The following is a 25,825-nucleotide window of genomic DNA, read 5'->3' on the forward strand; positions in this document are numbered from 1 at the left end:
AAATTTATGAAAACACGTGAGATAGTTAAAATATTAAAAGGGGTGATGGCTGTTTGGATGGCATGGTGCTGTTTGAGTTGCGATCGCGATTACCTGAGGTATGACACGAATTCGAAAGATGTTTTGTATCTGATCGGTACGGACTCGAATTATGTTTCTTTGAATGAAAGTGCTTTGGTTGACACGGCAACATTCAGAGTTGTCGTGGCACTTATGGGGATGCCTAAAGATCATGAACGTTCCTACAAGATCGAGGTTATCGATAGCAGCACGACGGCGGTGAAAGACGTTCATTACAAGTTTCCGGATTTGATTTTTCCGGCTGATACGGTGCAGGATTACCTGTACATCACGTTATATCGCGACCGGGATCCGGAACTGAAGAACCGTCGGGTGGAGCTTGCTTTCAAACTGGTGAGTTCGGACGATTTTGAAATCATACCTTTGAGTGAATATAAAACTTCCGTATGTCATCTGTTTATAGAGTATGTTGCCGTGAAAGAACCCTGGTGGTGGAACAGTGTTGAGGTTTTAGGAACGTACAACAAGAAAGTGGAGTCCAAGTTCATGGAGCTTTATCATGAGGTGAAACAAACGAACCCGACTATTTATGAAAGTTGGGAGGAAATCTGCGTCGGAAATTTTGAAGAATATGGATACGCTATTTTTGATAGCCGTTATATCGGGCAGGTTCCTGTAAAAAAGTATCTTCTTTTCCCCTTGTATAATTATTTCTTGGAGCACCCGGAGCCGGGAGTGGAAATTCCTAAGCCTAAATATTAATTCTAAAATCAATGACTATGAATAAAATGACAAAATATTTGTTGATCTTGAGTTTCGTGCTGGCAGGAATGAGTGCCTGTATTGACGATAAATCGAAAGACGCGCATATACAATTATCACATATCACCATACAGTCGGAACGGGATACGTTTTATTGCGACTACGGTTCGGAACAGGAGATTCAAGCTAATGTATCGCAGGATATGGACGGGCAAGAGTTGCATTACGAATGGCGTGCCAGGTATATACTCGCCGAGGGAGAAGAGAAGCAGGATGTGGATTCGTTGAAATATATTTCCACGGAGCCTGTTTTAAAATACACTTTCCCCAAATTGGGTGAATTTCAGGTTCGGTTGCGCGTGAGCAACGAAGACGTGAGCGAGATGCATTATTATCGTGTTTTCGTGCAAACGGGATTCAACGAGGGTTTGTTGGTGTTGAGTGCGGACGAGCAAAAAAAGGGCAGAACGTCATTTTTGCGTACCCAGAACGAGGATGAACTCGTGACGGGATCGGAATACGAGTTTAAATTGAACGCTTTCGAGACTGTAAATCCGGAGTTCCCGTTTAATGACCCGACGGATGTCGTGAAGGAAGGTCAAAGGTTAGCTATTTCCTGTCGGGAGGATCAGGTGATATACATTTTCAATAACAGGACTTTTGACTTGTTGAGTAGAGTAGATTTGAAGGTCGATTTACCGTGGATGCGTCCAATTAAAATGGGAAATATAATGGCAACTAACACGGTTCCGGTTTTATCGGAGCGGGGAGACTTCGGTCAGTTAAATTTGGAATATGGTATTGCTTATGATGATGGGTTTTATCCCGAAATTTCCGTTTACGACCGTTATTGTTCAACTAAAAATGGTGTTCATTGTTTCGTGGATAACGAGAATTCGAGAATCGATTATTTTAGATATAGGGCGTTTAATAGTGGGGATGTATTTAAAGAATATCGTATTAATAACGTTTTTATTACGAATTCAGGTGATTTATGGACGATAGCAACTAACGAGAAAAGTGGTAGAGTGAAAATTTCAAAATACGCTCAGTCTACTAGTATATTTACAAGTATTTTTGCACGGGATCCTGCTAGCACGTTGGAAACAGCAACTATGGCGACCCTGACCGAAGAGGCTCAAATGATAGAAAATAGTGTGTTTCATGTGTGTTTTTACACGAATGGTTCCGCTCTTTATCAATGGAAAATGATAGAAGAGACAACAATAGTACCTCTGCCGACGGATCCGGTTTATACCGCTGATGGAGAGATCACCTGTTTTGCGTCGAGCACGAATGAGAAGTATTTGTACCTCGGCGTGTGGAACCCTTCGGCAGAAACCGAATTGAAAGGAAGCGTGCTGGTGTATGATGTTGAAAACCATAAGGTCGTGAAGGAATACCCCGGTATCGCGGATAAGCCGATAAAGATACTATATAAACCGGCTAATTAAAAGTGTTCGTATTGTTGTAAATTATGGTATGAAAATATGAGTATGAAAGTATTTTTAATTTGGTTGTTCCTGCTGTCGGGAGTCGGGTGCTCCCTGGCAGCCGGGAAAGACAAGGAAGAGCGGGTATCGGCAAAGCGTGAAGCGGGTGCGGATACCGGGAAATTGAAACGGGGTGATGCTTCGCCGGATTTTATGGCGGTGGACACGAACAACCGGTTGGTTTCATTGAAAAGTTTCAAGGGAAAGTACGTGTACGTCGATCTCTGGGCAACGTGGTGTTCGCCTTGCGTGGCGGAGATTCCCCACCTGCAACGGTTGGAAAAATTGTTCAAGGGGAAAAAGATTGTTTTCGTGAGTATCTCCTGCGACGAGGATATGGAGGAGTGGCTGAATTACCTCCGCCAGAACAAGATGGAGGGAGTACAGTTGAATTTCGACTGTAACCGTCGCTTCCAGGAGGCTTACGGGGTGCAAGGCATCCCCCGTTTTATCCTGATAGATAAGAAAGGCAAGGTGGTCAATCCGGATATGACAAGACCTTCCGACCCGAAGACCGAGAAGACTTTAAAAGCATTAAAAGGTATTTGATATGAAAAAGAGTATTTGGATAAAAATCGTTTTCGTTCTTGCCCTGGTCGTGACGGGAACGTGCGTGAAAGCAAATTCCCCGCAACGGGACACGATGACCCGGAAAACGGATGCCAAGAAAGCTGTTTTACTGAAAAAAGGGGATATTATGCCGAATTACGAGTTCAAGGATGTGGAGGGAAAGCGGGTGTCATTGAAGAAGTTCCGGGGGAAATACGTGTACATCGATATTTGGGCGACGTGGTGCGGCGCGTGTGTCGAGCAGACGCCTTATTTCGAGGAACTGGAAGAGAGGTTTCATAACAAGAATATCGTGTTCGTGTGTGTTTCCGTGGATAAGCACCGGGAAGCCTGGTTACGAACCATGAAAGCCGAGAAGAAGCGAATCCCGCAATGGATATGCCCGGAGGGAGAGGATACCCCGCTTCTGGCTGATTTCGGAGTCGTGGCGATTCCCCGTTTTATCCTGCTGGATAAGAAAGGGCGGATACTGGATGTGAATTTCAGTATGCCATCCGAGCCGCAAGCGGAAAAAACCTTGTCGGAATTGGAGGGTATCTGAAAATAGGATTGGAAATTATTAAATAGGATAGAATGAGAAAAAGATTTGATTTATTCGGGTGTATATTGCTATTATCCGTGTTCTTGTTTTCCGTACCCGCTTCCGCCAAAAAAGACGTGAAGGGCGGGAAAAGCGAGTACGTGGTGCTGGTGAGCAAGGCGGTACAGGATGACGCCGCCTGGAACAAGGTGGTCGAGGCATTGCAAACGTTGCATGATGCTTTGGTTATCCCTTTTGACAAATTGCCGGGTGAGGTGCTGGAGCCTTTGAAGAAAGCTCATCCCCGGTACGTAGCCGTGGTAGAGAAACCGGAGAATATCACCCCGGAGTATATCCGAAAGATGCACCGGGTGAGCCGGGAAGCGGGTTCCGGAATCTTCGAGGCTTTCTTGTGGGGGATGATCACGGGGTATGACGCGGAGAGCGCGTTGCGTGTGGTGGAGGATGCCCGGACGCCGATGGTGATTCGCACGGCATTGAGTACGGCTCAGGAAATGGAGTACACCTCGTGTTTCGACAAATGTGGCGTGATCAGCCAGGATGTGCAGAGAGATATGTTTAAGGGCATAAGAGAGGCGTTTAAAAACGCGGATCCCGTGCTTATTGAACAATTGAAGCAGTTGAACGAGGTGATAAAAGAAAAGAGCGAAACGAATCAGCCCGTGAGCGATTCACTGACCAATCTGGTGAAGGAAATTAACGCCAAAATACAAGCTAATAGTGCAAAGACGAAAATTAAAACCATGACGGCATGGGAAGAAAAAACACGCGAGCAGGATACGTTGACGCGGCATGAAATCGAGGTGGATTCGATCCTGTTCAAGTTCCTGGATCTGTACAAACAGTTGGATCCGGAGTTTTTGTTGACTTCTTCCTATGGTGTAGATTATACAACGCTTCACCGCGGGGTAGATGAGGTGGTACGCGCGAAAGAAGGCAAATTGTTCTTGGATTTTAAGCAGGGACCGGAGTATTTTCCGCGGGGAGAGAATCGCAGGGTGTATCTGGCTACCGGATATTATGGCGGTGCGACCTTTGGCAAGGCGGATAATCAAGTGACTGCCTGGATGAAGGACGGGAACGTGAGCGCATTGGCAGGTTACTGCAAGCGGCAATGGCACGAGCAAGCCGGATGGGGAACGTGGAAACTCTGGATTTTCAACCCCGGACGCTACACGTTTGCCGAGGCGGTATTTATGAATATGCAATTTATATTGAGCCGCCTGAACGATTGGAACCCGAAGTTCCAGGACGTGGATTACCCGGAAACCGACGATGTGAACCGGGATTGGGAGAGTAACGTCGCCGAGGTCACGAAGGCTATCGGGGCGGACATGGTCACCCTTGACCAGATGGGCTACCTGTATGACCGGGATGCGTTCGTGTATTACGGTGACCCGAAATGGGACGCCCGCTTGCAAGCGTCACCGGAAGATTTGCATTACAAGGTGACCACGGAACGGAAAGGGAACAAGTACGTGCTGACGATTCAGACCGACAGCCGGTTCGACCGTCGGCAAATTTCAGGTAATTATTACAAGGAGAAGACGACTATGTTTAACAGTACTACCTTGGGACGCCTGCCTTTCTCTTACTTTTTCCCGGAAAGACTGAATAACCCGAAATTAGCCAAGAAGCTGGCATTCGAGGGGGTTGTCGAGGTGAACGAGAATTTTATATTTATCCACGATTGTTTCTTTGAACCCAACCAGACGTACGAGGTGGTTCTCTCTGTAAAAAAATAAATAAAACCAGGAATCATGATGAAAAAGATAAGTTTATGTAGTTTGATCAGCCTGTTTTGCTTTCCATTGTTCTTGTCGGCGCAGGAAGCGAAAGAGAAAAAAGACACGGTGAAGACGAAAGAATTGACATTTGATATGGTGATGGAAGCCTTGTCCAACCAGGCAAAAAAAGTCGAGGATAAAGTGAAGGCGAAACTGTCCGTTGGTTCGGAGGCACCGGACTTTAAATACCCGGATATCGAGGGGAATATCTATTCGTTGAAGGATTTCAAGGGGAAATACGTGTATATCGACGTGTGGGCAACGTGGTGCGGTCCCTGTTGCAAAGAGATTCCTTCCTTGAAGAAACTGGAAAAGAAGATGGAGAAGAAGAAGATCGTCTTCGTGAGTCTTTCTTGCGACAAGGATGTGGCGGTATGGAAAAAAATGGTGGCGAAGGATACGTTGGGAGGAGTGCAGTTGTGTATGGGCAAGGATATGAAGTTCCGGGATGCTTACGGGATCACGGCTATCCCGCGTTTTATCCTGTTGGACAAAGAAGGAAAGATCGTGAACGTGTACATGACACCTCCTTCCGACCCGCGGACGGAAAAGACTCTGCTGGCTCTGCCGGGAATTTGAACAAGTTTCCATTCATGATTATTTTTTGAATTGATTTTTTTGCAGAAGAATAAATGAAATCAGATATTATGTTAAAAATGATAAAATTATGTAGTTTACTTTTCCTGCTTTGCTTCCCTTTGTTATTATCGGCGCAAGAGGTAAAAGAGAAAATAGACACGACGCAGCCGAGAAAAGCGATGCTTAAAATGGTCTTGGATGCCATAGAAAATCAGAGCAAAGAGGCTGGGGATAAAGTGAAAAATGAATTACTCGCGGGAATGACCGCACCGGATTTTGAATTTCCAAACCAGAAAGGGAAAGTCTATTCGTTGAAGGATTTCAGGGGAAAATACGTGTATATTGACGTGTGGGCAACGTGGTGCGATCCTTGCTGCCAGGAGATTCCCTTTTTGAAGAAACTGGAGAAGAAGCTGTCGAAGAAAAAAATCGTTTTCGTGAGCCTTTCCTGTGATAAGGATATCGAGGTATGGAAAAAAATGGTGAAGAAGGATAAATTGAAAGGTATTCAGTTGTGCATGGGTAAAGATACGACTTTCTGGCAAGACTATTTAGTCTCGCTGATCCCTCGTTTTATTTTGTTAGATAAAGAGGGAAAGTTCGTGAACTCGCTCATGACACGTCCTTCCGATCCGGAGACGGAAAAGACTCTTCTGGCTTTGCCGGGAATTTGATGACTAGGAACGGATTTTCGTATCAAGGTTAAAATAGAACACTCGGATGCTTGTTTTTTTTACAAGTATCTGGATATCAATTAAATGATTGATTTGTTTCAACGAGGCCGGGTTTATAACTTGGCCTCTTTTTAATTGTCAGTCAGTTGAATGGGTAGCACGACCGTGAAGCGGCTTCCTTTTCCTTCTTCCGATGAGACTTCGATTCGTCCGTTCATGCGTTCCACGATGCCGCGGCAGATGGATAGTCCCAACCCGACACCTTGTGCGAATTCGTCCCGTTTGTAGAAACGTTCGAACACCATTTCCAGTTCCGTGGCCGGGATGCCTTTTCCGGTGTCTTCCACGTAAATATACACGTGATTTTCTTCGGTACGGCAGTAATAACCCAGTTTGAGGTAGCCGGATGAGGTGAATTTATTAGCGTTGTTCAGGAAGTTGGTGATCACTTGTTGCAAGCGCATGGCGTCAATGTGTAGCGTGATATCCTCGTCGGGGAAGTCCTTGATGAACTCCAGTGGTGGATGTACTTGGAAATGGTAGGTCTGGTAGAAGGATTCGAGCATGTCACGCACGCTCTCTTCTTTGATATGAAAGGAGAGTGACCCCGATTCGATACGAGACAATTCCAGCACGTCGTTCACTAGCTTCAATAACAGGTCGGTGTTCGTGTTGATGATCGTGTTAAACTCCTGTTTTTCTTCTTCCGAGAGATCGGGATCGCTGGTTAGCATGTTCGAGAACCCGACGATGGCATTGAGCGGGGTGCGGATTTCGTGGCTCATGTTGTTGAGGAACGATTGTTTTAATTCGGCACGTTCTGCCAGTTTACGGGCTTGGATTAATTCTTCTTCCCGGTCTTTGACTTCCTGGATGTTTTGCAACAAACAAGTTATGAGCGGGGCATGCCCCGCGGTGTTGATCGTGTTGTAACGGATTTCCCACCATTGGTACTCGCCGCTGAAACTGCACCGGTATTGTCCTTTATATTGGGGATGATTCCGGATTTGGGCGTAGTTTCTTTGGAATCGATCCCGGTCTTCGGGATGGATGAACGTGAGGAGTTTTGCCAACGCGATACGATCGTTGGGATGGTGGATTAATTCGAGGAATTGCGAGTCGCAGATGATTGCATCCTCTTCCAATCGCCACACGTAAGTGGCCCCGCCTTCGATGGCGAGACATAGGGTCTCGTGTTCGTATTGCAGGTTATGCAGGGCTTCGCGTTTACGTTTGCGTTCGCGTAAATAGCTGATCGAAAGGAGGATGATAATAGCCAACACGATGATGCCGAGTAGGATTGAGCCGTAGAGTATAAAATAATGATACCGCTCGGTGAAGGGTATATACATGATGATATACTCTTGGGGAATGCTACTGGTGGGAATTTCATACTTTTCCAGCATGTGCCAGTTCAGAACGTACTGTTTGTCGTACGAGCTTACTTGTTGATTCGGCATTTGGCCCCGGAGTCTTTCCTTGATAGCCGTGGCCATGTCTTTTAATTGCGTTTCGAGCGGGGCGAAATATCCACCGAGCAGGTTATCTTGAACCCCAAACCCCTCGTTGATCGTTGCGAAGCTGGGATTACTGAACAGGGCGGCGGCGTTCCGGGTCGTGTAGTCCCGTTTGGTAAGAAGGAACGTGGTGTGACTTCCGCGACCAACCCACATCAAATCACGGATCGCCATGAGATCACTCTCCATTCTTATGATCCTGGTCTTGTTGATGGTTTCGTTCTCGTATTTTTCCCCGGTGGGCAGGATGTTCAGTTCTTCTTTGTTCGCGGCGTGTCTTTTCACGTGGTTTGATAATCCCTGACTGGAAATATCAATTTTCCCCTCGCATTGTTCATTCAGGGCTTCCCATATTTTGCGATCGAGGTAGGTCATCCCGTTCAATAGGCAGATACGTGACGGTCCCATGATGCGTTCTATCATGTGACTCGTGCGGCAATAATCGGGAAAATCCACGTGACCGGTGACGTTGGGATATTGTTTCAGGAGGCCTTCGTTGGGAAAGTTTACCCCGCCGAACACGACGGGAACGCGACGAATCCGGGGATTGTTGCATGCCATCAAGGCGTAAGTCGCCTGGTCGTCAAGCACGGCTACCAGATCTGCCCCCCACGAGGAGAGGTTGTCGATAAAAAGTGACATGCGTTCGTTTTCGGGGGCTTCTTCGTATTCTTCACAATGCAGGAAGTATTCCCGGATATCGCATTTCAAGCCGTTGGCACGTAATTCGTCTTTCAATATTTCGAGAGTTCTTTTCGCGTCAATATATCCTTCTTCGTAGGAATGAATGAGGGCAATTTTGTATTGATCTGCGTGAGCCGGGGATACCTGCCATGCGAGACAGAAAAAGAGACAGGTAATGTACGTTCCGATTTGAGAAATTTTTATCATAGACGCCAACATTCATGAATAGGGATACAAAGATAAGAATATTCGCGAAATAATGTTTCTCGTCTCGTTTGAAATGAAGGCCTTGGAGGGAATAAATTGAATGTAAGTTTTTGAAACAGGGAAGAGGGAGTTTGAAAAGCTCTCCTCTTCATTCCCACGGATGTACCTATTTGTGCTTCTTGTTTTTAAGCGGTGTTTCGTGTGCTAATTCTTCGCTCACGTAAGATGGTACGTCTTTTTTGTTTTTGCTTTTCTTCGGTTTTTTGTTTCCGGCTGCACCCATGATAAAACCTCCTATAATTTAAATGTTTAAATAATAAGTTATATAATGAGTAGAGATCGGTTATTAAAAATAGCTGGTCCTATTCGTGCGGGGTATACGCAAAGTTCGTGCCAGAAGGGGGCAATAAGTCCGTAAAGTCCATAAGGTCTATAAAGTCCATAAGGTCCGTGGACCCCTGCGGGCGCTTTGTCTATGGCTGCTGGAGTTGCCGTTAAATACAGTCCGGAGGACACCCGTGATTTTACGGACTTTATGGACTTTTACTTCCGGACTGTCTGTTTGGCAGTTTTTTTATTTTAGGTATCTTTGAGGCGTAAACTTGATGATGATGAAACATAACTGGAAACCGGGAAATATGATATATCCTTTGCCTGCCGTGCTGGTGACTTGCGGGAGTGTGCCGGAAGAATATGCCGTGCTGACAGTGGCATGGACGGGCACTTTGTGTACGAATCCGCCGATGTGTTACATTTCGGTACGGCCGGAGCGGTATTCTTACCCGATTATTCAACGGAACATGGAGTTCGTGATCAATCTCACGACGAAAGACATGGCGTATGCCACCGATTGGTGTGGCGTGCGTTCGGGGAGGGATTACAACAAGTTCGAGGAGATGCACCTGACACCGGGAAAAGCCGGGGTGGTCAAGGCTCCGATTATCGAGGAATCGCCCGTCTCGATCGAGTGCCGGGTGAGGGAGATCGTGCCGTTGGGATCGCACCATATGTTTATTGCTGACGTGGTAAACGTGCAGGCTGACGATCGTTACTTGGACCCGGAGACGGGTAAGTTCGAGTTGGCGGAAGCTGATCCTCTGGTGTATTTGCACGGCGGCTATTTCGAACTGGGGAAAAAGATCGGCAAGTTCGGTTGGTCGGTGGAGAAAAAGAAAAGACAGAGGAACAAAAGAACATGAGTTTTATTTTCCGCGGGGTTTTTATTTCTAGCGTCGACGTGCGGGATGTCTCGTGTTTTTTTGTTCTTGTATCTATTGAAAAAAAGAGAAAAAGAGTGATAAAAGATAACGAGAATGTTGTAACTTGCGTATCTAACTAAAAACTTATTGCTTATGAAAAAGATGTTATTGTTAGTCGGCCTGTTCTTGGGGATATTGACTTGCGCGATAGCGCAGAACCGGGATGAGGAGAAGCGTGATTATATCGAGGTGTACGGTACGGCAGTTATGGAGGTCGTGCCGGACGAGATTTACGTGAAGATTGTGTTGCGGGATAAAGAACAGAGGAGCAAGACGGAGTTGGAGCAACAGGAGAAGAAACTGTTTGCCGTGTTGCAGAAGGCCGGGATCGACGTGAAGAAGGATTTGTCCGTGCGGAGTATGTCGGGCAATCGTTATAAACTGAAAAGTGGACCGTTGAAGATGAAAAAGGAGTACATCCTGCTCGTGCATGACGTGAAGACTCTGGACCGCGTGTTTGCCGGGCTGGAAGTGATGGGGGGCGTGGATGCCGAGATCGACCGGGTGGATCATTCCCAGATGGAGAAGTTCCGCCGGGACATCAAGGTGGATGCTATCAAGGTCGCGAAGGAGAAGGCCGAGGCGTTGGCGGCGGCTATCGGGCAGTACATCGGGGCCGCAATTTATATCGGTGAAGAGCGTTGGGGCGGTTTTGCCGGACAATTCTCGAACGTGGCCATGAATGCTATGAGAGGCGAGGAGCCCGGTATCGATTTCGAGAAGATCGCTTTGCAGGGAACGATACAGGTGAGATTTAAATTATTGGCACGATAAGATACGGTAGTCCCGTTTACCGGGCGAAAGCTCGTGGGGCGGGTACCGGAGAATGAAGAGTTGGTAAGAAGATGATAGAAAAAGAGATTGAGAAGGTTACGGAGCGGCATCCGTTAGAGCCGTTTTTACCGGGGAATGCCCGGCTTTTGATGCTGGGGAGTTTTCCTCCCCCACGGGCGAGGTGGTCGATGGAATTCTACTACCCGAACTTGCAAAACGATATGTGGAGAATATACGGTTTGCTCTTTTTCGGGGATAAGGATTATTTCCTGGAGGAGGGACGGAAGGCTTTTAGCCGGGATCGGCTCGTGGCCTTCCTGCAGGAGACGGGCGTGGCCCTGTTCGACACGGCGACGGAGATTATCCGTCACAAGGGGAATGCGTCCGATCAGTTCCTGGAGGTGGTTACCCCGGTGGATCTGGACGCTATTCTCGAACGGATCCCAGGCTGCCGGGCCATTGTGACCACAGGCCAGAAGGCGACCGACACGTTGTTGGAGATCGTGGGAGCCGAATCTCCCCGGGTGGGAGGGTTCTGCGATTTTATGTATAAAGGGAGGGCTTTACGGTTGTACCGGATGCCCTCGTCTTCCCGGGCTTACCCGAAGCCTTTGGAGGAGAAAGCGGGGGTGTATCGGGTGATGTTTCATGATTTAGGAATGTTGTAGGAAGATGAAGACGGTACTTTTTATCGTGGATATGCAAAACGATTTTTGCTTGCCTACCGGTTCGCTTTACGTGCCGGGGGCGGAGAAGGACGCCGAGCGATTGAGCCTCCTGATCCGGGAGCGAGAGAATGATATTGACAAGATTATACTGACGGCCGACCAGCACCACGTGATGGATATTGCCCACCCGGCTTACTGGAAGAACGCCAAGGGCGAGCATCCCGCATCGTTCACGACCATCTCGTGGTGGGACGTGGTGTCGGGCGAGTGGACGCCTTTCGGGAACAAGGACGAAGTGATCGATTACCTGCGTCGGTTGATCGAGACGGGGGAATACAAGCACATGATCTGGCCGGAGCATTGTTTGCATGGGAGCGAGGGGGCTGCGATCATCCCCGTGTTGATGGAGGCGGTGACGGTTTGGGCGCGTGGAGGGAAGTATTACGAGGTGGTGGAAAAGGCGTTGAATCCCTCGACCGAGTTTTTCGGGGCTTTCCGGGCGAATGTCCCGTTGGCGAACGCCCCGGACACAATGTTTAACGTGAAGTTGAAAGAGGAACTTGAATGCCACGACGTGATCTGGATAGCGGGAGAGGCGAGGAGCCATTGCGTAGCCAACACGTTGAAGCAGTTGTTCGATTACCCCGACATCGTGCGGAAGCTGGTGATCTTGGAGGATTGCACAAGTAATATACGGGGATGCGAGGATTTGGCAATCCCTATTTATGAGAAGGCCGCCCGGATGGGAGCCCGTTTCGTGAAGTCGGAATCTTTGTTGTTTTCGTGAAAGGGGGATAGTATGATTATTCATGATTTTTTAGATAACGATTTGTATAAGTTCACGACGATGAACGCTATCCAGAAGAAGTTTCCGGACTCGGAAGTCGTCTATCGTTTCGTGAACCGGGGGAACACGGTTTTCCCCCCGGGGTTTGCCGCCGCTTTGCGGGAAGAGGTCGACGCGATGGCCGACGTGGTGCTATCCCGTGACAACGAGCGTTTCATGCGGGCGAAGTGTTACTATTTCGATTCGGTGTTTTTCGACCTCCTGAAAGGGTTTCGTTTTAACCCGGCTGAGGTGACGGTGAGTCAGGATGGGGGCCGTCTGGACGTGGAAATCCGGGGGGCGTGGTACCGGACCGTTTTGTGGGAAGTGCCCCTGATGGCGATGATCTCGGAGTTGTACTACCAGATGACGGGACAGGAACCCCATGATTGGGAACGGAAGGCCATCGAGAAGGCCGACGCTTTCGTCGACATGGGGGCCGAGTTGTCGGAGTTCGGCACCCGCCGGAGATTCTCGTTCGATGTGCAAGACCGGGTGATCGGTATCCTGAAAGAGAACATGAAGGGGTTGTTGAACGGGACGAGCAACGTTTATTTTGCCATGAAGTACAACCTGACCCCGATGGGAACTCACCCGCACGAGTGGTTCATGTACCACGGGGCGCATTACGGTTACCGTTCGGCGAACGCGCTGGCGTTGGAGAACTGGGTGGACGTGTACGACGGTTACTTGGGGATCGCCTTGGCCGATACGTACACTTCTGATAATTTTTTCGCCAGTTTCAACACGAAGTACGCCAAGCTGTTCGACGGCTTGCGCTGGGATAGCGGCGATCCTTTCGAGTTCACCGAGAAGGCCCTAGAACACTATCGCCTTCACCGCGTGGACCCGAGGACGAAGACTGTCGTGTACAGCGATGCCCTCGATCTGGAGGGGGTACGGAAGATCAAGGCGTTCGTGGCCGGACGTTTGCACGACGTGTACGGGATCGGCACTTATATCACCAATGATGTGGGGGTGAAGCCCCTGAATATGGTGATCAAATTGTTTGAGTGCCGGCCGAAAGGGAGCGGGGAGTTCCTGCCTACCGTGAAATTGTCGGACGTTGCCGGGAAGCACACGGGCGATCCGGACGAGATAGATTTATGTTTGAGAATGTTAAGATTGAAATAATGAAGGAATGTTTGTTTTTGGAGTACCCGGCATGCGGTACTTGCCGGAAGGCCCGGAAGTGGTTGGACGAGCATGGAGTGTGTTATGCGGATCGACATATCGTGGACGATCGCCCGACGATCGACGAGTTGCGGGAGTGGGGGGTGCGAGGTGGTTTGCCTTTGCGGAAGTTCTTTAACACAAGCGGTTTGGTCTACAAGTCCATGCAGTTGAAGGACAAGCTCGATGGGATGAGCGAGGCGGGGCAGTTGGAGCTGCTGGCGTCAGACGGGAAGCTGGTGAAGCGTCCCCTGCTAGTGGGCGAGGATTTCGTGCTGGTGGGCTTCAAGCCGGAAGAGTGGGAAAAGGTGTTACAAAAATAATAATACGTTTTTATGTTGGTTACATACGAGGATATTCGGAACGACGAGAGTATAAAGTGTTATATCACGGAGGCCGACAAGGCGTTGTGTGCCCTCGGCTACACGGAGCATTCGTTCCCGCACGTGGTGAAGACGGCTACGATGGCGGAGATGATTTTATTGACGTTGAATTACCCGAGGCGCACGGCCGAGCTGGCCAAGATTGCCGGGTACATGCACGATATAGGGAATATCGTGAACCGCATTGATCATGCCCAGAGCGGGGCGGTGATGGCGTTTCGCCTGCTGGATCGCATGGGGATGGATCCGGGGGAGATCGCCCAGGTGATCAGTGCTATCGGTAACCACGACGAGGGTACTGCCGCGGCGGTGAATCCTATTGCGGCAGCGTTGATCCTGGCGGACAAGACGGACGTGCGGCGGACGAGGGTACGTAACCGGGATTTTTCCAGTTTCGATATCCACGACCGGGTGAATTATGCCGTGGAGGAGTCTAGCATTTATTTTAACGACGATCATTCGGCCATTATCCTCGACCTGAAGATTGATACCTCTATTTCCGCCGTGATGGATTATTTCGAGATTTTCCTCGGGCGCATGCTATTAAGCCGTAAGGCAGCCGAGTTCCTGAAAATTCATTTCGAACTGGTGATCAACGGGCAAAGACTGCTGTAATTCTGTAACGTTTATAAAGTTCGAGGATTCCTGCGGGGCGCTTTGTCAATGTTAGTACGAGCTACCGTTTAAACACGGTCCGAAGGATACCTGTTGTTAGTCGGTCATGTACTGTTTGGAGCGGTTGTCTTCCACGCGTTTCGGGGGCATGATTAATATAAGTAGCGAGCCGAGGATGATGATGCAGGCAAGGATGTAGTCGCGCGTGTCGAGGTCGGGACGGAGGTCGATCGAGTAGACAGCGATCCACGCTTCGAGGCCGAAGGTCATCATGGGTTGGAAAGCTCTAAACGTCATGAACGTTTCGGCTGTGGCCGTTTGTAGCGTGGCGTAGTAGAGGTAGGTTGACACGGAAGTTAGGAAGAATCCCGTGATGCAGGCGGCAATGATGGTCGTCGGGTGGAATATCTCGTCGAGGCGGGGCAGGTAGAGTAGCGAGAAGGGGATTGCGAGGAGTTCTTTGGCGAAGAAGTGTTCCGCCAGAGCGATCAGTATCAGGAGGATCATCACCGCCGTGCCTCCCCAGAACATGGTGAACCCGGAGATCCCGCATTTCTGGCGGACGGTGGTGTTTGGGCTGGCCACGGTGGTTTTCTCGACCACGATAGCCCGTGTGCAGCTCGCTAGGACAGCGAGGGAGACGAGTATGCTTACCCGCAACTGGATGGCCTCCGGCAGGGAGCGGATGAACAGGACGATGCCGACGGTGATGACCAGCATTCCCACGATGTCGCTGCTGTGTGGTTTGCGCTTGAAGAAGATGTAGGCGAGGATGGCCGTAACGACTACTTCTATGTTGATGAGGAGGCTGGTTTCCGTGCTGGTGATATACAGGTAGACGGCCGCAAGGAAGAAGTTGCGGAGTATCTGTAACAGGGTGTACAACCACGAGTAGCCGACGCCCGCTTTCCACCCTTGTGCGGTCACGGGTTTACGGATCAGCAATAACGCCACGCCCCCGGCGAAAATCTGCATCGAGGCGAAAACTAGTATGTTGGCGTCGTAGTTCAACAAGCAGAAGCGGGTGATGACGCTGATGACCGACCAGGTGATGATGGATAGTAAGGCATATAAAGCTCCTATTTTCATGTTTCCTTTTCTTGTGTTCCTGGGATATAACGATTCGTCCGGGAAAAGGTTTTTTGTCAAAATAAAATATACCTTTGTTTTAGTATTTATAACAACCTAAAACACGGGGGGACTGAATTATGATTGAACCGGAAGTAAAGGAGATGAGATATACGAGGAGTTCGAGGGAGTTTTTCGAAACGGGGGTGACACGGGATGTTGCGTACCGGGTCGGGCGACTGAAAGCGTTGAGACAGGCGATACGGGAACGGGTGGAACGGGTGAACGCTGCGTTGTGGAGTGATTTGGGAAAGTCGGAGGGTGAGGCTTACTTGACGGAGATCGGGATGGTGCTGGGTGAGATTGATTATCACGTGAGGCGTTTGGGGCGTTGGACGAGGGAGCAACGGGTGGCTACCCCGCTGGCTTTTTGGCCGTCGAGGAGCCGGGTGTTACACGAGCCGTACGGGGTGGTGTTGGTTATTGCACCTTGGAATTATCCTTTTCTGTTGTTGCTAGAACCTTTGATCGGGGCCGTTTCGGCGGGGAATTGCGTGTTATTGAAGCCGTCGCCTTTCGCCCCGACGACGACGGGAGTGATCCGGGAGATCGTGGATTCCGTTTTTGAACCGGGACACGTGGCCGTGTTCGAGGGAGATGGGGAGGTGGTTGAGGAGTTGTTGCGGGAACGTTTTGATTATATATTTTTCACGGGTGGGTCCCGGTTCGGGCGGCACGTGATGGAGGCGGCGGCGAGGCACCTGACCCCGGTGACGCTGGAGTTGGGAGGGAAGAGTCCTTGTATCGTGGGACGGGAGGCGGATCTGGAGATTGCGGCTCGCCGCGTGGTGTGGGGAAAGTTTGTTAACGCCGGGCAAACGTGTGTTGCCCCGGATTACGTGCTGGTGCACGAGGAGCAACGGACGGCGTTTGTCGAGGCCATGAAACGGGCGATCGGGCGTTTTTACGGGGACGATCCTTACCGGAGTCCCGATTACCCGCGGATCGTCCACCGGGCGGGAACGGAGCGACTGGCACGCTTGATGAGTTCGTCGGGACAGGTAGTGATCGGGGGCGAGGTGAGGATCGAGGAGAGGTACGTTGCCCCGACAGTGTTGATCGAGGTGGAGAGCGACAGTCCCGTCATGCGGGAGGAGATTTTCGGTCCCCTGTTGCCCGTGCTGACTTACCGGGAGGTGGGGGAGGCGATCCGTTTCGTGAACGGGCGGGATAAACCGCTGGCACTCTATTATTTCGGCCCCCGGCGGGAGGCCTGCGAAGTGCTGGCCCGCACGAGTTCGGGAGGGGCTTGCGTGAATGACATGCTTGTCCACCTGGCGAATCCCCGTTTGCCTTTCGGAGGCGTGGGGATGAGCGGGATGGGGAAGTATCACGGGAAGGCGAGTTTCGAACTTTTCAGTAATTTGCGTTCCGTCGTGAAATCTTTTACGTTTTTTGATAACCCTTTTCGTTATGCCCCGTATAAACATTTGAATTTGTTGAAAAAATTCATGTAATGTCTGGTGAGTTTATTATATTTGTTGAAACTTTTAAATATTTATGCTATGAAAAAGTACATTTGCACAGTATGTAGTTATATTTATGATCCTGCGGTTGGGGATCCTGATGGTGGAATAGCACCCGGAACTGCTTTTGAGGATATACCGGAAGATTGGGTTTGCCCGCTTTGCGGCGTTGGTAAAGAGGATTTTGAGCCGGTTGAGGAATAAAAAATGGGAAGTTTAAAACTTCCCATTTTTTATTCCGGTTTGTAAGGTTTATAAGGTTGTTGGAACCCTGCGGGGCGGCAGATTGAACTGCCAATAAATCCTGTCAGAAGGACACCTGTAACTTTATGAACCTTATAAACTCAATGGCTCCATTCTGCGAAGAAGTCATTTCCCTTGTCATCGACGATGATGAATGCCGGGAAGTTTTCTACCCGGATTTTGCGGATAGCTTCCATGCCTAATTCTTCAAAAGCGACGATCTCTACCGATTTGATGCTTTCTTTTGCGAGGATCGCTGCCGGGCCCCCGATGGAACCGAGGTAGAAGCCTCCGTGTTTCTTGCAGGCGTCGGTGACGGCTTGTGAACGATTTCCTTTGGCAACCATGATCATTGATCCGCCGTGATCCTGGAAGAGGTCAACGTACGGGTCCATGCGTCCGGCCGTGGTCGGTCCGAAGCTACCGGATGCCATTCCTTTCGGGGTTTTGGCCGGTCCGGCGTAATAGATCGGGTGGTTCTTGAAGTATTCCGGCATGGGTTTCCCCTCATCCAGCATGGCTTTGATCCGGGCGTGAGCGATGTCGCGGGCCACGATCAGAGTTCCCGACAGGTTCAGGCGGGTTTTTACCGGGTATTTGCTTAGTTCTTTCAACACGTTTTCCATGGGTTGGTCGAGGTCGATGTTCACGGCAGGAGCCAGCGCCGGGTTTTCGGCCGGTAGGAAACGGGCCGGGTTCTTTTCCAGTTGTTCGAGGAAGATACCGTCTTCGGTGATCTTGGCCTTGATGTTCCGGTCGGCACTACAGCTCACGCCGATACCCACGGGACAGGAAGCCGCATGACGGGGCATACGGATGACACGCACGTCGTGTACCCAGTATTTACCGCCGAATTGCGCACCGATACCCATGTCTTGGCATATCTTCTGGATTTTGGCTTCCCATTCCAGGTCGCGGAAGGCTTGCCCGCCCTCGTTCCCCTCAGTGGGAAGATGGTCGTAATATCCCGCGGAGGCTTTTTTCACGGTAGTCAAGCAGGCTTCGGCCGACGTGCCACCGATCACCACGGCCAGGTGGTAGGGAGGACACGCGGAGGTTCCCAGGTCTTTCACCTTGTCCTTGATGAATTTCGTGAGAGATTCCTCGTTCAACAGGGCTTTGGTTTGCTGGTACAAAAAGGTTTTGTTAGCCGAGCCACCGCCCTTGGTGATGAATAGAAACTCGTATTTGTTGCCTTTCGTGGCGTAGAGGTCGATCTGTGCCGGGAGGTTGGTTCCGCTGTTCTTTTCGTTGAACATGGTGTAGGGGACTACCTGTGAATAGCGCAGGTTACGATCTCGGTAAGTCTCGAATACTCCCTTGCTGATAGCCTCGGCGTCGTTGCCGTCGGTCCACACATTCTCGCCTTTTTTACCAATGGCGATGGCAGTTCCCGTGTCCTGGCAGGTGGGAAGTTCTCCTTCCGCCGTCACGACTTGGTTCATCAACATGGTGTGAGCCACGAATTTGTCGTTGTCGCTAGCTTCTGGGTCTTTCAGTATATTGGCCAGTTTCTGCAAGTGAGAAGCCCGCAGGTAAAATGACACGTCGGTGTATGCTTCCCGGGCGAGGAGTTCAAGCCCTTCTTTTTGAATCTTTAATATTTTACCTCCCTCGACTTCTATGGTCTTCACGTAGTCCTTCGTCAATAAACGATATTCCGTTTCGTCTTTTTGAATTGGAAATGGTTCCTGATACTTGAATTCTGCCATGATTCTTTATTGTTTAGTGTTCTAAATATTTTCGTTTTCTATAACGGAAAAATTTCTTTAATATGACGCAACGAAATTAGAATTAATAAACGAGAAGTCCAATTACTTTTAACGGAAATATTCGTGGATGACGGAACTTGTTAAAGATTAGTTTACTCCTTTTTCGTTGATTCTTCGATCTCTTTCTCTAGGTTGTTCATCCCTTCTTTGAAGGAGCGAACGCCTTTACCGATGCCTTTCATCAGTTCGGGAATCTTTTTGCCGCCGAAGAACAGCAGCACGACTAGGGCGATTAACAGCATTTCTTGCATGCCGATACCGCCAATGAGTAAAGGTGTTGTCATCATGTTTGTTGTGTTTAGAATCCTACTTGTTTTTGTTGTTCGGCGTTGTAACGGTTGCCTGTGACGGGAATGGCCGCTATCGTCTCTTCTAGTTCTTTCCATTCATCGGGTGTCACGGTGAATTCCGATGCTCGCAGGTTTTCTTCGAGATGTGCGAGTTTCGTCGTGCCGGGAATTGGGACGATCCATGATGCCTTTTGCAATAGCCATGCTAATGCGACTTGCGCAGAGGTCATGCCTCGTGTACGGCCGAAGGCTTGCAGGGTATTGACGATACGGGTGTTCGCTCGGATCGCTTCGGGCGTGAAGCGGGGTAGTGTTTGGCGGTTGTCATTATCCGGATCGAATGCGGTGTATTCGTTGATACAGCCGCCCATGAATCCGCGGTTGATGGGGCTGTACGGGACAAAGCCGATCCCCAATTCTCGGCAGGTTTCCAGTACTCCGTTCTCTTCGACCGCCCGGTGCATCAGGTGGTATTCGCTTTGTATGGCCGTCAACGGTTGTACGGCGTGTGCTTTGCGGATCACTTCGGGACTTACCTCGCATAATCCCCAACGTTGAACTTTGCCTTCTTTTATCAAATCGGCAATCGTTCCCGCAACGTCTTCGATCGGTACTTTCGGGTCGAAACGATGCTGGTAGAAGAGCGGGATTGAATCGGTACGCAAGCGGCGCAATGATTCTTCGCAGTAACGGCGGATTGTGGACGGGCGGCTGTCCTGACGACCTGTTCCCTTGCCGTTGATGACCTCATGACCGAATTTGGTCGTTACATGAATGCGTCCTTTGAATTCGGAGAGAGCTTCTCCTGCCAGTAGTTCGTTGGTTAGCGGACCGTAGATGATGGCCGTGTCGAAAAGCGTTACGCCCCGGTCTACCGCTTCGTGAAGCAGGCGGATGCACGTTTTCTTGTCGGGATGTTGACTACGATTGTAGGTCATGCCCATTATGCCGAAACCGAGGTCCGAAACTTCCATTGACGCCGCACCCTTTCCCAATACCCGATGTCTCGTGATGCGTGCTGTATTGCCGTTATTACCGGAGAAGTCCGGTTGTTGCGGTTCGGAGGCGAAAACTTTGTTTAATCCCGCAGGCATGGCTAAAGCCGCTCCCGTCAAAGCCGCCGTTTTCAAGAATCCGCGACGGCTGATGTTTATTTTGTTACTTTCTTCCATAATACGTTTCGTTTATAGGTTTATACTTGTTTTTTGATTTGATACAAAGATAAAGAGAGAGCCTCGCTGCGGTTTTGCTGCGAAGCTCAAATAACTTTGTTCACAAGATCACGTGTTATTTTGTCGGGGCAACTCCGTATGTTTCCTTGTAGATTTTGGAGAAATGTGATAGGTTTTTGAAGCCGACATCGAAGCAGACTTCCGAAACTTTCTTTCGTCCTTTTCTGATTAGCTCATGGGCGGCTTCCAATCGACGGCGGATGATCCATTTCTGGGGGGTAAGGTTACTGATTTTGGCGAAGTCGCGCTTGAAGGTTGCGAGGCTACGTCCCGTGTAACTGGCGATCTCTTCCATCGAAAGGTCGCACATGTAGTTTTCGTTCAGGTAGTCGATGATGTCTATCTTCCACGGGGTAACAAAATCGAATAGTGAGGCGTAGAGGTGCTTGTCTGTGTTGAGCAAGATGTACGTTCCCTCCTGCATTTTGAGTTTCAATAGTTCCTCGGAAGGTTTTATGCCGGATTCGAAATAGGGTAGAATGGATTCGAACAGGCTTTTAATGTCAGGACGTCCGGCGGGCAACAGGTATAGGCTTTGTTTATCCCGCTCTACATCTTCCGGTAACACAGATTTATCTATATTCTGATAAAATTCGCGTAGGAAGTTACGGGAGAATTTCAAAACGATCGAGTGGTAAGGTCTTCCTTCTTTGACATGTTTGTGCAGGTGCATTTGGTTGTCTCGCCGCATAAAAGCGCATTCCCCCTCGTGTAGAATGGTCTTTTTCCCTTTTTCTTCGATTTCCAGTTCTCCGGAACAAAGATAAATCAAGGTATGTTCGCGGTTCGGATGCGAACATTGATGGTCATCTGTGAAAAAACTTGCGATGAACACGTTGGAGTAATCAAGTACCTTTAGTTCTTCCATAATATTCGATCAATTTGTAATGCCCTTCGAAAATACATTTTTCTGTAAAGAAAAAGAATTTTCTTGCCATTTATTTTGTTGTGGGGTTCGATTTCATGGAATAGTTTAATAAAAAGCCCGTCTAACTTGTTTATTGTTAGACGGGTTTGTTTTACGTTAATCTTCTGATTTATCAGATTATTAGTTCTTCAACAACTTGTCGATAGAGGTGATCTGGTAATCGTAGAATGCGCGAGTTGCGGCGTTTCCGGTTCCCCGTTTCTCCTTGTAAAGAGCTTGTACTTTCTTTAATAAGGATAACATCGCCGGACGTCCCACTGATGCCGGGATCGAGGGTGCTCCCATTGTTACGCGGAAATAGTCGCGTTCGCCCAAGTTGCAAGCGGCATGGCTGCATAATTTATGTTGGCTGTTCACGCTGTTCTCTAAAGAGGCCAAGGCTTGTGCCGGGTCGATAGAGGAGAATCCTCTTTGCGAGCCAGCAGATGCCGGAGCGGCTTGGAGACCGCTAAGTTGGCTGGCCACGGAGATCATGGCAGCTTGCAGGTTCATTTCCTCGTGAGAAAGTGAACGAGATGCAAGTGTCGGGGCAACGATCAGTTTGTAAGCGTCGTTCACGTAAGCATCCAGCTTGTAGGCGTCTTTCTGGCCTGAACGTTCTCCCTCGTAAATGCTACCCATGGCAACCGGGTTGAAGATTTTACCTACAACAGCATATTGTAACTGGTCGTACATGTTCGGGTTTAATTCCAATTTTTCTCTTAGTTCGTTCGTGATCAACCATTTCGGGCAGGTAGTAACCTCGTTTATCAACCATTTGATAGCTTCTTGTTGTTTGGCTTTGGAAATGTAACTTTTTGCCGCACCACCTTTGCCGTCCTGCACGAGGTCTGAGAATTCAACACCTCCGGGGTAAGCCAGTACATGGCTGAGCATCCGTTGATATTGATCCACGATTCCCTTGTAATATACTTTCATGTCCTTGTAAGAGGCACCCGGTTTGGCGCACCATTCTTCAAGGTTTTTCATGATAATCTTGAGGTTCTTGATGCAAAGTGAATTGGCTTTCACGTGATTGTCACCCAAGTCCTCGGTTTGATCAGTCGGGTCAAGTGTAGCGGGGAATTGTTGAGCCCCGAAACGATACATCGGATCATTAGATTTCTCTTCGATCCAGCTATTTAAAGTGGCTACTTCGTCATCCGGAGTTTTGGCGTTCGGAACGATCCGGTAACCCCAGTTGATAGCGTAAATGTCGTATACTCCCAGTACGGGCGGAACGAGGTTCACGCCGCGTTCGTAGTCACCGGGTTGTGCCACGTAGTTGTTACGAGCGTAGTCCATAATACTCGGGGTTGTACCGAATTTCTTGGTGAATGACGGGCTGCGCAGAGAGTCCACGGGGAAAGAGTAGCTTGCACCCATGTTGTGCATCAATCCGAGGGTGTGTCCGATCTCGTGAGATGCCACGTAACGCAAGGATTCGTTCATCACGTCGTCGCTGAATACCTCGGTACGAACGCGGGGGTCAACAGCTCCGGTCTGAACGAAACGCCAGTCATGCACGAGGGAGATCACGTTGTGATACCAGATAACATCGGCCACGAGAATCTCGCCACTCCGGGGGTCCACGTAACTCGGTCCCATGGCATTGGCGGTAGAGGTAACGGCGTAACGCACGCAGTTGTAACGGATATCGTCCGGGTCGAAATTAGGATCGTCGGTCGGGTAATCTTTGGCGATGACTGCGTTCTTGAAACCGGCTTTCTCGAAAGCGATGTTCCAGTCCTCGATACCTTGTTTAACGGCTCCTCTCCATTTTTCGGGGAAAGCGTTGTCCACGTAGAAAATGATCGGTTTCACGGGTTCCACGAGTTCACCGCGCAAGTAAGCGGCCATATCCTTGGGTTCCATGCGCCAGCGGTGGATGAATTCGTAGTCTTCCACGCGGTCTTTGTCGCTCGTGTAAAAGTTGCGTGGGGAGCTGAAGAAGCCAACGCGTCTGTCCTTGTAACGGATAGGCATGGGATCTTTATCTAGTTCGACAACTGAACGACGAACGATAAGGGTATAAGGCCCGTTTTGACCGTTATAGTTCATTTGCGAGGAGATTTCCATGTTACGAGGGAAGTTTTTCACCTCTTTCACGCGGGATGCCGACGGGTCGAACATGGCGGTTGATTTTTTCCCGGTCATGGGACTGGGAGCGAGCGGGGACAGGCTTTTTTCTTCCCGTCCGAAGAAGGCCGTCATGTCGATTAATAGGGTATCGCCTTTGCTGGCTTTTACTTCGAAAGTCTTCATGATCGGATCGTTGAAGTTCCGGCGGAAAGACGGTGTGATCGGGTCACCTTCACGAAGGACATCCTCGTATAGCACGGCGTGCATGTAGACGTTGGTCGAGTCGGTCGAGAAACGAACCATGAACGGGTCGTTGATCATTTGACCAGCCACGAAATCAGTTGCGGCGCTGGTCTCGGAAAGACGGTTGGCCAACAAGTAGATTTTGTCGAGATTCCGGGCTTGAATGGCCCACATTAAAGTACCTTTCGGGGTGTAGTAAGCATCGATAACTCCCGGTAAATATTTGGCTCCTTTTACTTGCTTGTCAAAAGCGGATTCTTTAGGAGCGGGAGGGGTTGCAGGTTGTTCGGTTTTCGCTTTTTTCTTCTTTTTCTTGAAAGGGAAAGCTTGTGCCGTGGAGCCTGCGAATAACGACAGGGCAACAACTGCCAGTAAAATTTTCCTCATAGTTCTCTTCGTTTAATCAATTAATTATATCTCGTTTATTAGATTTGTTTTCTAATTTATTGCACTCCAATGCTATTCGGGCTATCGGAGGGGGACTGCGTCTTCCAGTTCTTCTGCCTGAAAGTTTTTGACAGCGGGCGAAGGTAGGTAAAAAACAATAGGAATTGTCTTACCGTTTTGTTAAAGTTTAGTTTGAAAGACAATATTTATTGTACCTTTGCATTCGAGTGACGGCGTTACGTTACAGGTTTGTAGGTTACAAGTTACAGGGTATAAATGTTAAAAAAGACAAAATGAATTCCGAGACGATATTTATTATTATTGTTGTTTTTCTGTGTTTGGATTTCGTGCTGGAGCGGGTGTTGGAATACGTGAATTCCAAGCACATGTCGCCCGTGTTGCCCGACAGTTTGAAGGGTATTTATGACGAGAAAGAGTACGGGCGATTTCAGGCGTACAAGCGGGAAAACGGTCGGTTGGACAGTTGGAGTTCGGGATTCAGTTTTATCGTGATGATCGTGTTCCTCGTGGCGGGAGGTTTCGGGTGGTATAACGGTTGGGTGGTCGCATGGACGGATAGTATCGTTTTGCAGACGATCCTGTTTGTGGTGGGGCTTTCGCTCGTTTCTTCCGTGCTGGATATCCCTTTTGATTATTACGCAACTTTCCGGATCGAGGAGAAGTATGGTTTCAATAAAACGACGAGGCGGGTGTATTGGTTGGATACCGTGAAGGAGTTGTTGCTTTCGTTGGTACTGGGATGTGTATTGCTGGCTCTCGTGGTGTGGTTTTACACGTGGGCTGGACCTTATTTCTGGCTATACGCGTGGGGAGCGGTGACCGTGTTCTCGGTTTTCATGGTCATGTTCTATTCGCAGTTGATTGTTCCCTTGTTTAACAAGCAAACGCCTTTGCAAGAAGGATCGTTGCGGGATAAGATACGGGCTTTTGCCGAGAAAGTCGGGTTCAAGCTGGATAATATTTACGTGATTGACGGTTCGAAACGCTCGACGAAAGCGAACGCTTATTTCACGGGACTGGGGCCGAAGAAGCGGGTCGTGTTGTACGACACGCTGATTGACGATTTGACGGAGGAGGAGATCGTGGCCGTGCTGGCTCACGAGATCGGACACTACAGGAAACGCCACACGTTGCGTTCGATGGGGGTGTCGATCCTGCAAATGGGTATTATTCTTTGGTTGTTCTCGCTCTGCGTGAATTGTGCCGCCTTGTCGGAGGCGTTGGGGGGTGACCGGGCGTATTTCCAGTTGGGGCTGATCGCTTTCGCTATCCTGTATTCGCCTGTTAGTTTGGTACTGGGGATCGGGATGAACGTGTGGTCGAGGCATAACGAGTACGAGGCGGATGGTTTTGCCGCCCGGAATTACGAGGGGGCTTATCTCGTGTCCGGGTTGAAGAAGATATCGGTGAAGTCGTTGAGTAACCTGACGCCTCACCCGCTGTACGAGTATATTTACTATTCTCACCCTTCTTTGTTGAAACGGATTGGTGCTATAAACGTATTTAAGAATAAAATATAAA

At 49.2% G+C, this 25,825-nt stretch carries 24 protein-coding genes; 17 read left to right on the top strand and 7 right to left on the bottom strand.

The genetic code is table 11. The annotated features are described in order from the left end of the window. Positions 1 to 6 precede the first annotated feature (6 nt). The 7 genes from DWW52_RS01830 to DWW52_RS01860 all read left to right on the top strand — a co-directional run bounded on the left by DWW52_RS01830 (position 7) and on the right by DWW52_RS01860 (position 6,427). A complete protein-coding gene (locus tag DWW52_RS01830) occupies positions 7 to 783 on the top strand; it encodes a DUF4843 domain-containing protein (RefSeq protein ID WP_158582453.1) in 777 nt (258 codons plus the stop codon). A gap of 17 nt (positions 784 to 800) precedes the next feature. Then, positions 801 to 2,237, top strand: a complete 1,437-nt coding sequence (locus DWW52_RS01835) for a hypothetical protein (protein WP_118713764.1) — start codon at positions 801 to 803, stop codon at positions 2,235 to 2,237. A gap of 42 nt (positions 2,238 to 2,279) precedes the next feature. Then, positions 2,280 to 2,825, top strand: coding sequence for a TlpA disulfide reductase family protein (locus DWW52_RS01840; protein WP_233556653.1), 546 nt, complete (start codon positions 2,280 to 2,282; stop codon positions 2,823 to 2,825). Between the two features lies 1 nt (position 2,826). Continuing rightward, positions 2,827 to 3,387, top strand: a complete 561-nt coding sequence (locus DWW52_RS01845; protein WP_118713766.1) for a TlpA disulfide reductase family protein — start codon at positions 2,827 to 2,829, stop codon at positions 3,385 to 3,387. Positions 3,388 to 3,419: 32 nt separating this feature from the next. Beyond that, the gene (locus tag DWW52_RS01850; RefSeq protein ID WP_118713767.1) at positions 3,420 to 5,132 is read left to right on the top strand and encodes a hypothetical protein; all 1,713 of its coding nucleotides are present in this window, start codon (positions 3,420 to 3,422) and stop codon (positions 5,130 to 5,132) included. 15 nt (positions 5,133 to 5,147) lie between these two features. Next, positions 5,148 to 5,753: a TlpA disulfide reductase family protein gene (locus tag DWW52_RS01855; RefSeq protein WP_118713768.1), complete on the top strand. Its 606-nt coding sequence runs from the start codon at positions 5,148 to 5,150 to the stop codon at positions 5,751 to 5,753. Positions 5,754 to 5,821: 68 nt separating this feature from the next. Then, complete coding sequence (locus DWW52_RS01860; RefSeq protein WP_233556655.1) at positions 5,822 to 6,427, top strand: TlpA disulfide reductase family protein; 606 nt, start codon at positions 5,822 to 5,824, stop codon at positions 6,425 to 6,427. A 131-nt stretch (positions 6,428 to 6,558) separates the two neighbouring features. Here DWW52_RS01860 and DWW52_RS01865 read toward each other — a convergent pair whose 3' ends face one another. Then, entirely contained in the window at positions 6,559 to 8,835 is a 2,277-nt protein-coding gene (locus DWW52_RS01865) for a PAS domain-containing sensor histidine kinase (protein ID WP_118714283.1), read from the bottom strand. Positions 8,836 to 9,446: 611 nt separating this feature from the next. Between DWW52_RS01865 and DWW52_RS01875 the strand changes: the two genes are divergently transcribed. From DWW52_RS01875 to DWW52_RS01905, 7 genes are all read left to right on the top strand, one after another. Further along, entirely contained in the window at positions 9,447 to 10,034 is a 588-nt protein-coding gene (locus DWW52_RS01875; RefSeq protein WP_118714284.1) for a flavin reductase family protein, read from the top strand. Between the two features lie 153 nt (positions 10,035 to 10,187). After that, entirely contained in the window at positions 10,188 to 10,868 is a 681-nt protein-coding gene (locus tag DWW52_RS01880; RefSeq protein ID WP_118713770.1) for an SIMPL domain-containing protein, read from the top strand. Positions 10,869 to 10,939: 71 nt separating this feature from the next. Continuing rightward, complete coding sequence (locus DWW52_RS01885) at positions 10,940 to 11,536, top strand: uracil-DNA glycosylase family protein (protein ID WP_118713771.1); 597 nt, start codon at positions 10,940 to 10,942, stop codon at positions 11,534 to 11,536. A 4-nt stretch (positions 11,537 to 11,540) separates the two neighbouring features. Beyond that, a complete protein-coding gene (locus tag DWW52_RS01890) occupies positions 11,541 to 12,323 on the top strand; it encodes an isochorismatase family protein (protein ID WP_118713772.1) in 783 nt (260 codons plus the stop codon). Positions 12,324 to 12,335: 12 nt separating this feature from the next. Continuing rightward, positions 12,336 to 13,496, top strand: coding sequence for a nicotinate phosphoribosyltransferase (pncB, locus tag DWW52_RS01895; RefSeq protein WP_118713773.1), 1,161 nt, complete (start codon positions 12,336 to 12,338; stop codon positions 13,494 to 13,496). Then, entirely contained in the window at positions 13,496 to 13,858 is a 363-nt protein-coding gene (locus DWW52_RS01900) for an arsenate reductase family protein (protein ID WP_199691942.1), read from the top strand. Before pncB ends, DWW52_RS01900 begins: the two co-directional genes overlap by 1 nt. A gap of 12 nt (positions 13,859 to 13,870) precedes the next feature. After that, positions 13,871 to 14,533, top strand: a complete 663-nt coding sequence (locus DWW52_RS01905; RefSeq protein ID WP_118713775.1) for an HD domain-containing protein — start codon at positions 13,871 to 13,873, stop codon at positions 14,531 to 14,533. 96 nt (positions 14,534 to 14,629) lie between these two features. Here the strand turns inward: DWW52_RS01905 and DWW52_RS01910 are convergent, their stop codons facing one another. Next, positions 14,630 to 15,622, bottom strand: a complete 993-nt coding sequence (locus DWW52_RS01910) for a DMT family transporter (RefSeq protein WP_118713776.1) — start codon at positions 15,620 to 15,622, stop codon at positions 14,630 to 14,632. 119 nt (positions 15,623 to 15,741) lie between these two features. Between DWW52_RS01910 and DWW52_RS01915 the strand changes: the two genes are divergently transcribed. Together DWW52_RS01915 and rd are read left to right on the top strand one after the other, a co-directional pair. Then, positions 15,742 to 17,118 (top strand): aldehyde dehydrogenase, encoded by a 1,377-nt coding sequence (locus DWW52_RS01915; protein ID WP_118713777.1) that lies wholly within the window; start codon positions 15,742 to 15,744, stop codon positions 17,116 to 17,118. 48 nt (positions 17,119 to 17,166) lie between these two features. Then, complete coding sequence (gene rd, locus DWW52_RS01920) at positions 17,167 to 17,331, top strand: rubredoxin (RefSeq protein ID WP_065219960.1); 165 nt, start codon at positions 17,167 to 17,169, stop codon at positions 17,329 to 17,331. A 140-nt stretch (positions 17,332 to 17,471) separates the two neighbouring features. On the opposite strand, the gene DWW52_RS01925 is transcribed toward rd, so the two are convergent. The 5 genes from DWW52_RS01925 to DWW52_RS01945 form a co-directional block, all read right to left on the bottom strand. Continuing rightward, on the bottom strand, positions 17,472 to 19,082 hold the full coding sequence (locus tag DWW52_RS01925) for a fumarate hydratase (RefSeq protein ID WP_118713778.1): 1,611 nt from the start codon (positions 19,080 to 19,082) through the stop codon (positions 17,472 to 17,474). Positions 19,083 to 19,234: 152 nt separating this feature from the next. After that, positions 19,235 to 19,426, bottom strand: a complete 192-nt coding sequence (locus tag DWW52_RS01930; RefSeq protein ID WP_118714285.1) for a twin-arginine translocase TatA/TatE family subunit — start codon at positions 19,424 to 19,426, stop codon at positions 19,235 to 19,237. A 14-nt stretch (positions 19,427 to 19,440) separates the two neighbouring features. Next, positions 19,441 to 20,604 carry an aldo/keto reductase gene (locus DWW52_RS01935; RefSeq protein ID WP_118713779.1) on the bottom strand — a complete coding sequence of 388 codons (1,164 nt, stop codon included), beginning with the start codon at positions 20,602 to 20,604 and terminating at the stop codon, positions 19,441 to 19,443. A 115-nt stretch (positions 20,605 to 20,719) separates the two neighbouring features. Beyond that, positions 20,720 to 21,532, bottom strand: coding sequence for a helix-turn-helix transcriptional regulator (locus tag DWW52_RS01940; RefSeq protein WP_118713780.1), 813 nt, complete (start codon positions 21,530 to 21,532; stop codon positions 20,720 to 20,722). A 180-nt stretch (positions 21,533 to 21,712) separates the two neighbouring features. Further along, positions 21,713 to 24,283, bottom strand: a complete 2,571-nt coding sequence (locus DWW52_RS01945; protein ID WP_118713781.1) for a zinc-dependent metalloprotease — start codon at positions 24,281 to 24,283, stop codon at positions 21,713 to 21,715. A gap of 293 nt (positions 24,284 to 24,576) precedes the next feature. On the opposite strand from DWW52_RS01945, the gene DWW52_RS01950 reads away from it, so the two are divergent. Beyond that, the gene (locus tag DWW52_RS01950) at positions 24,577 to 25,824 is read left to right on the top strand and encodes a M48 family metallopeptidase (RefSeq protein ID WP_118713782.1); all 1,248 of its coding nucleotides are present in this window, start codon (positions 24,577 to 24,579) and stop codon (positions 25,822 to 25,824) included. Position 25,825: the final 1 nt, after the last annotated feature.

Origin of the sequence: Odoribacter sp. AF15-53, from assembly GCF_003479425.1 — a bacterium.
Classification (GTDB): domain Bacteria; phylum Bacteroidota; class Bacteroidia; order Bacteroidales; family Marinifilaceae; genus Butyricimonas.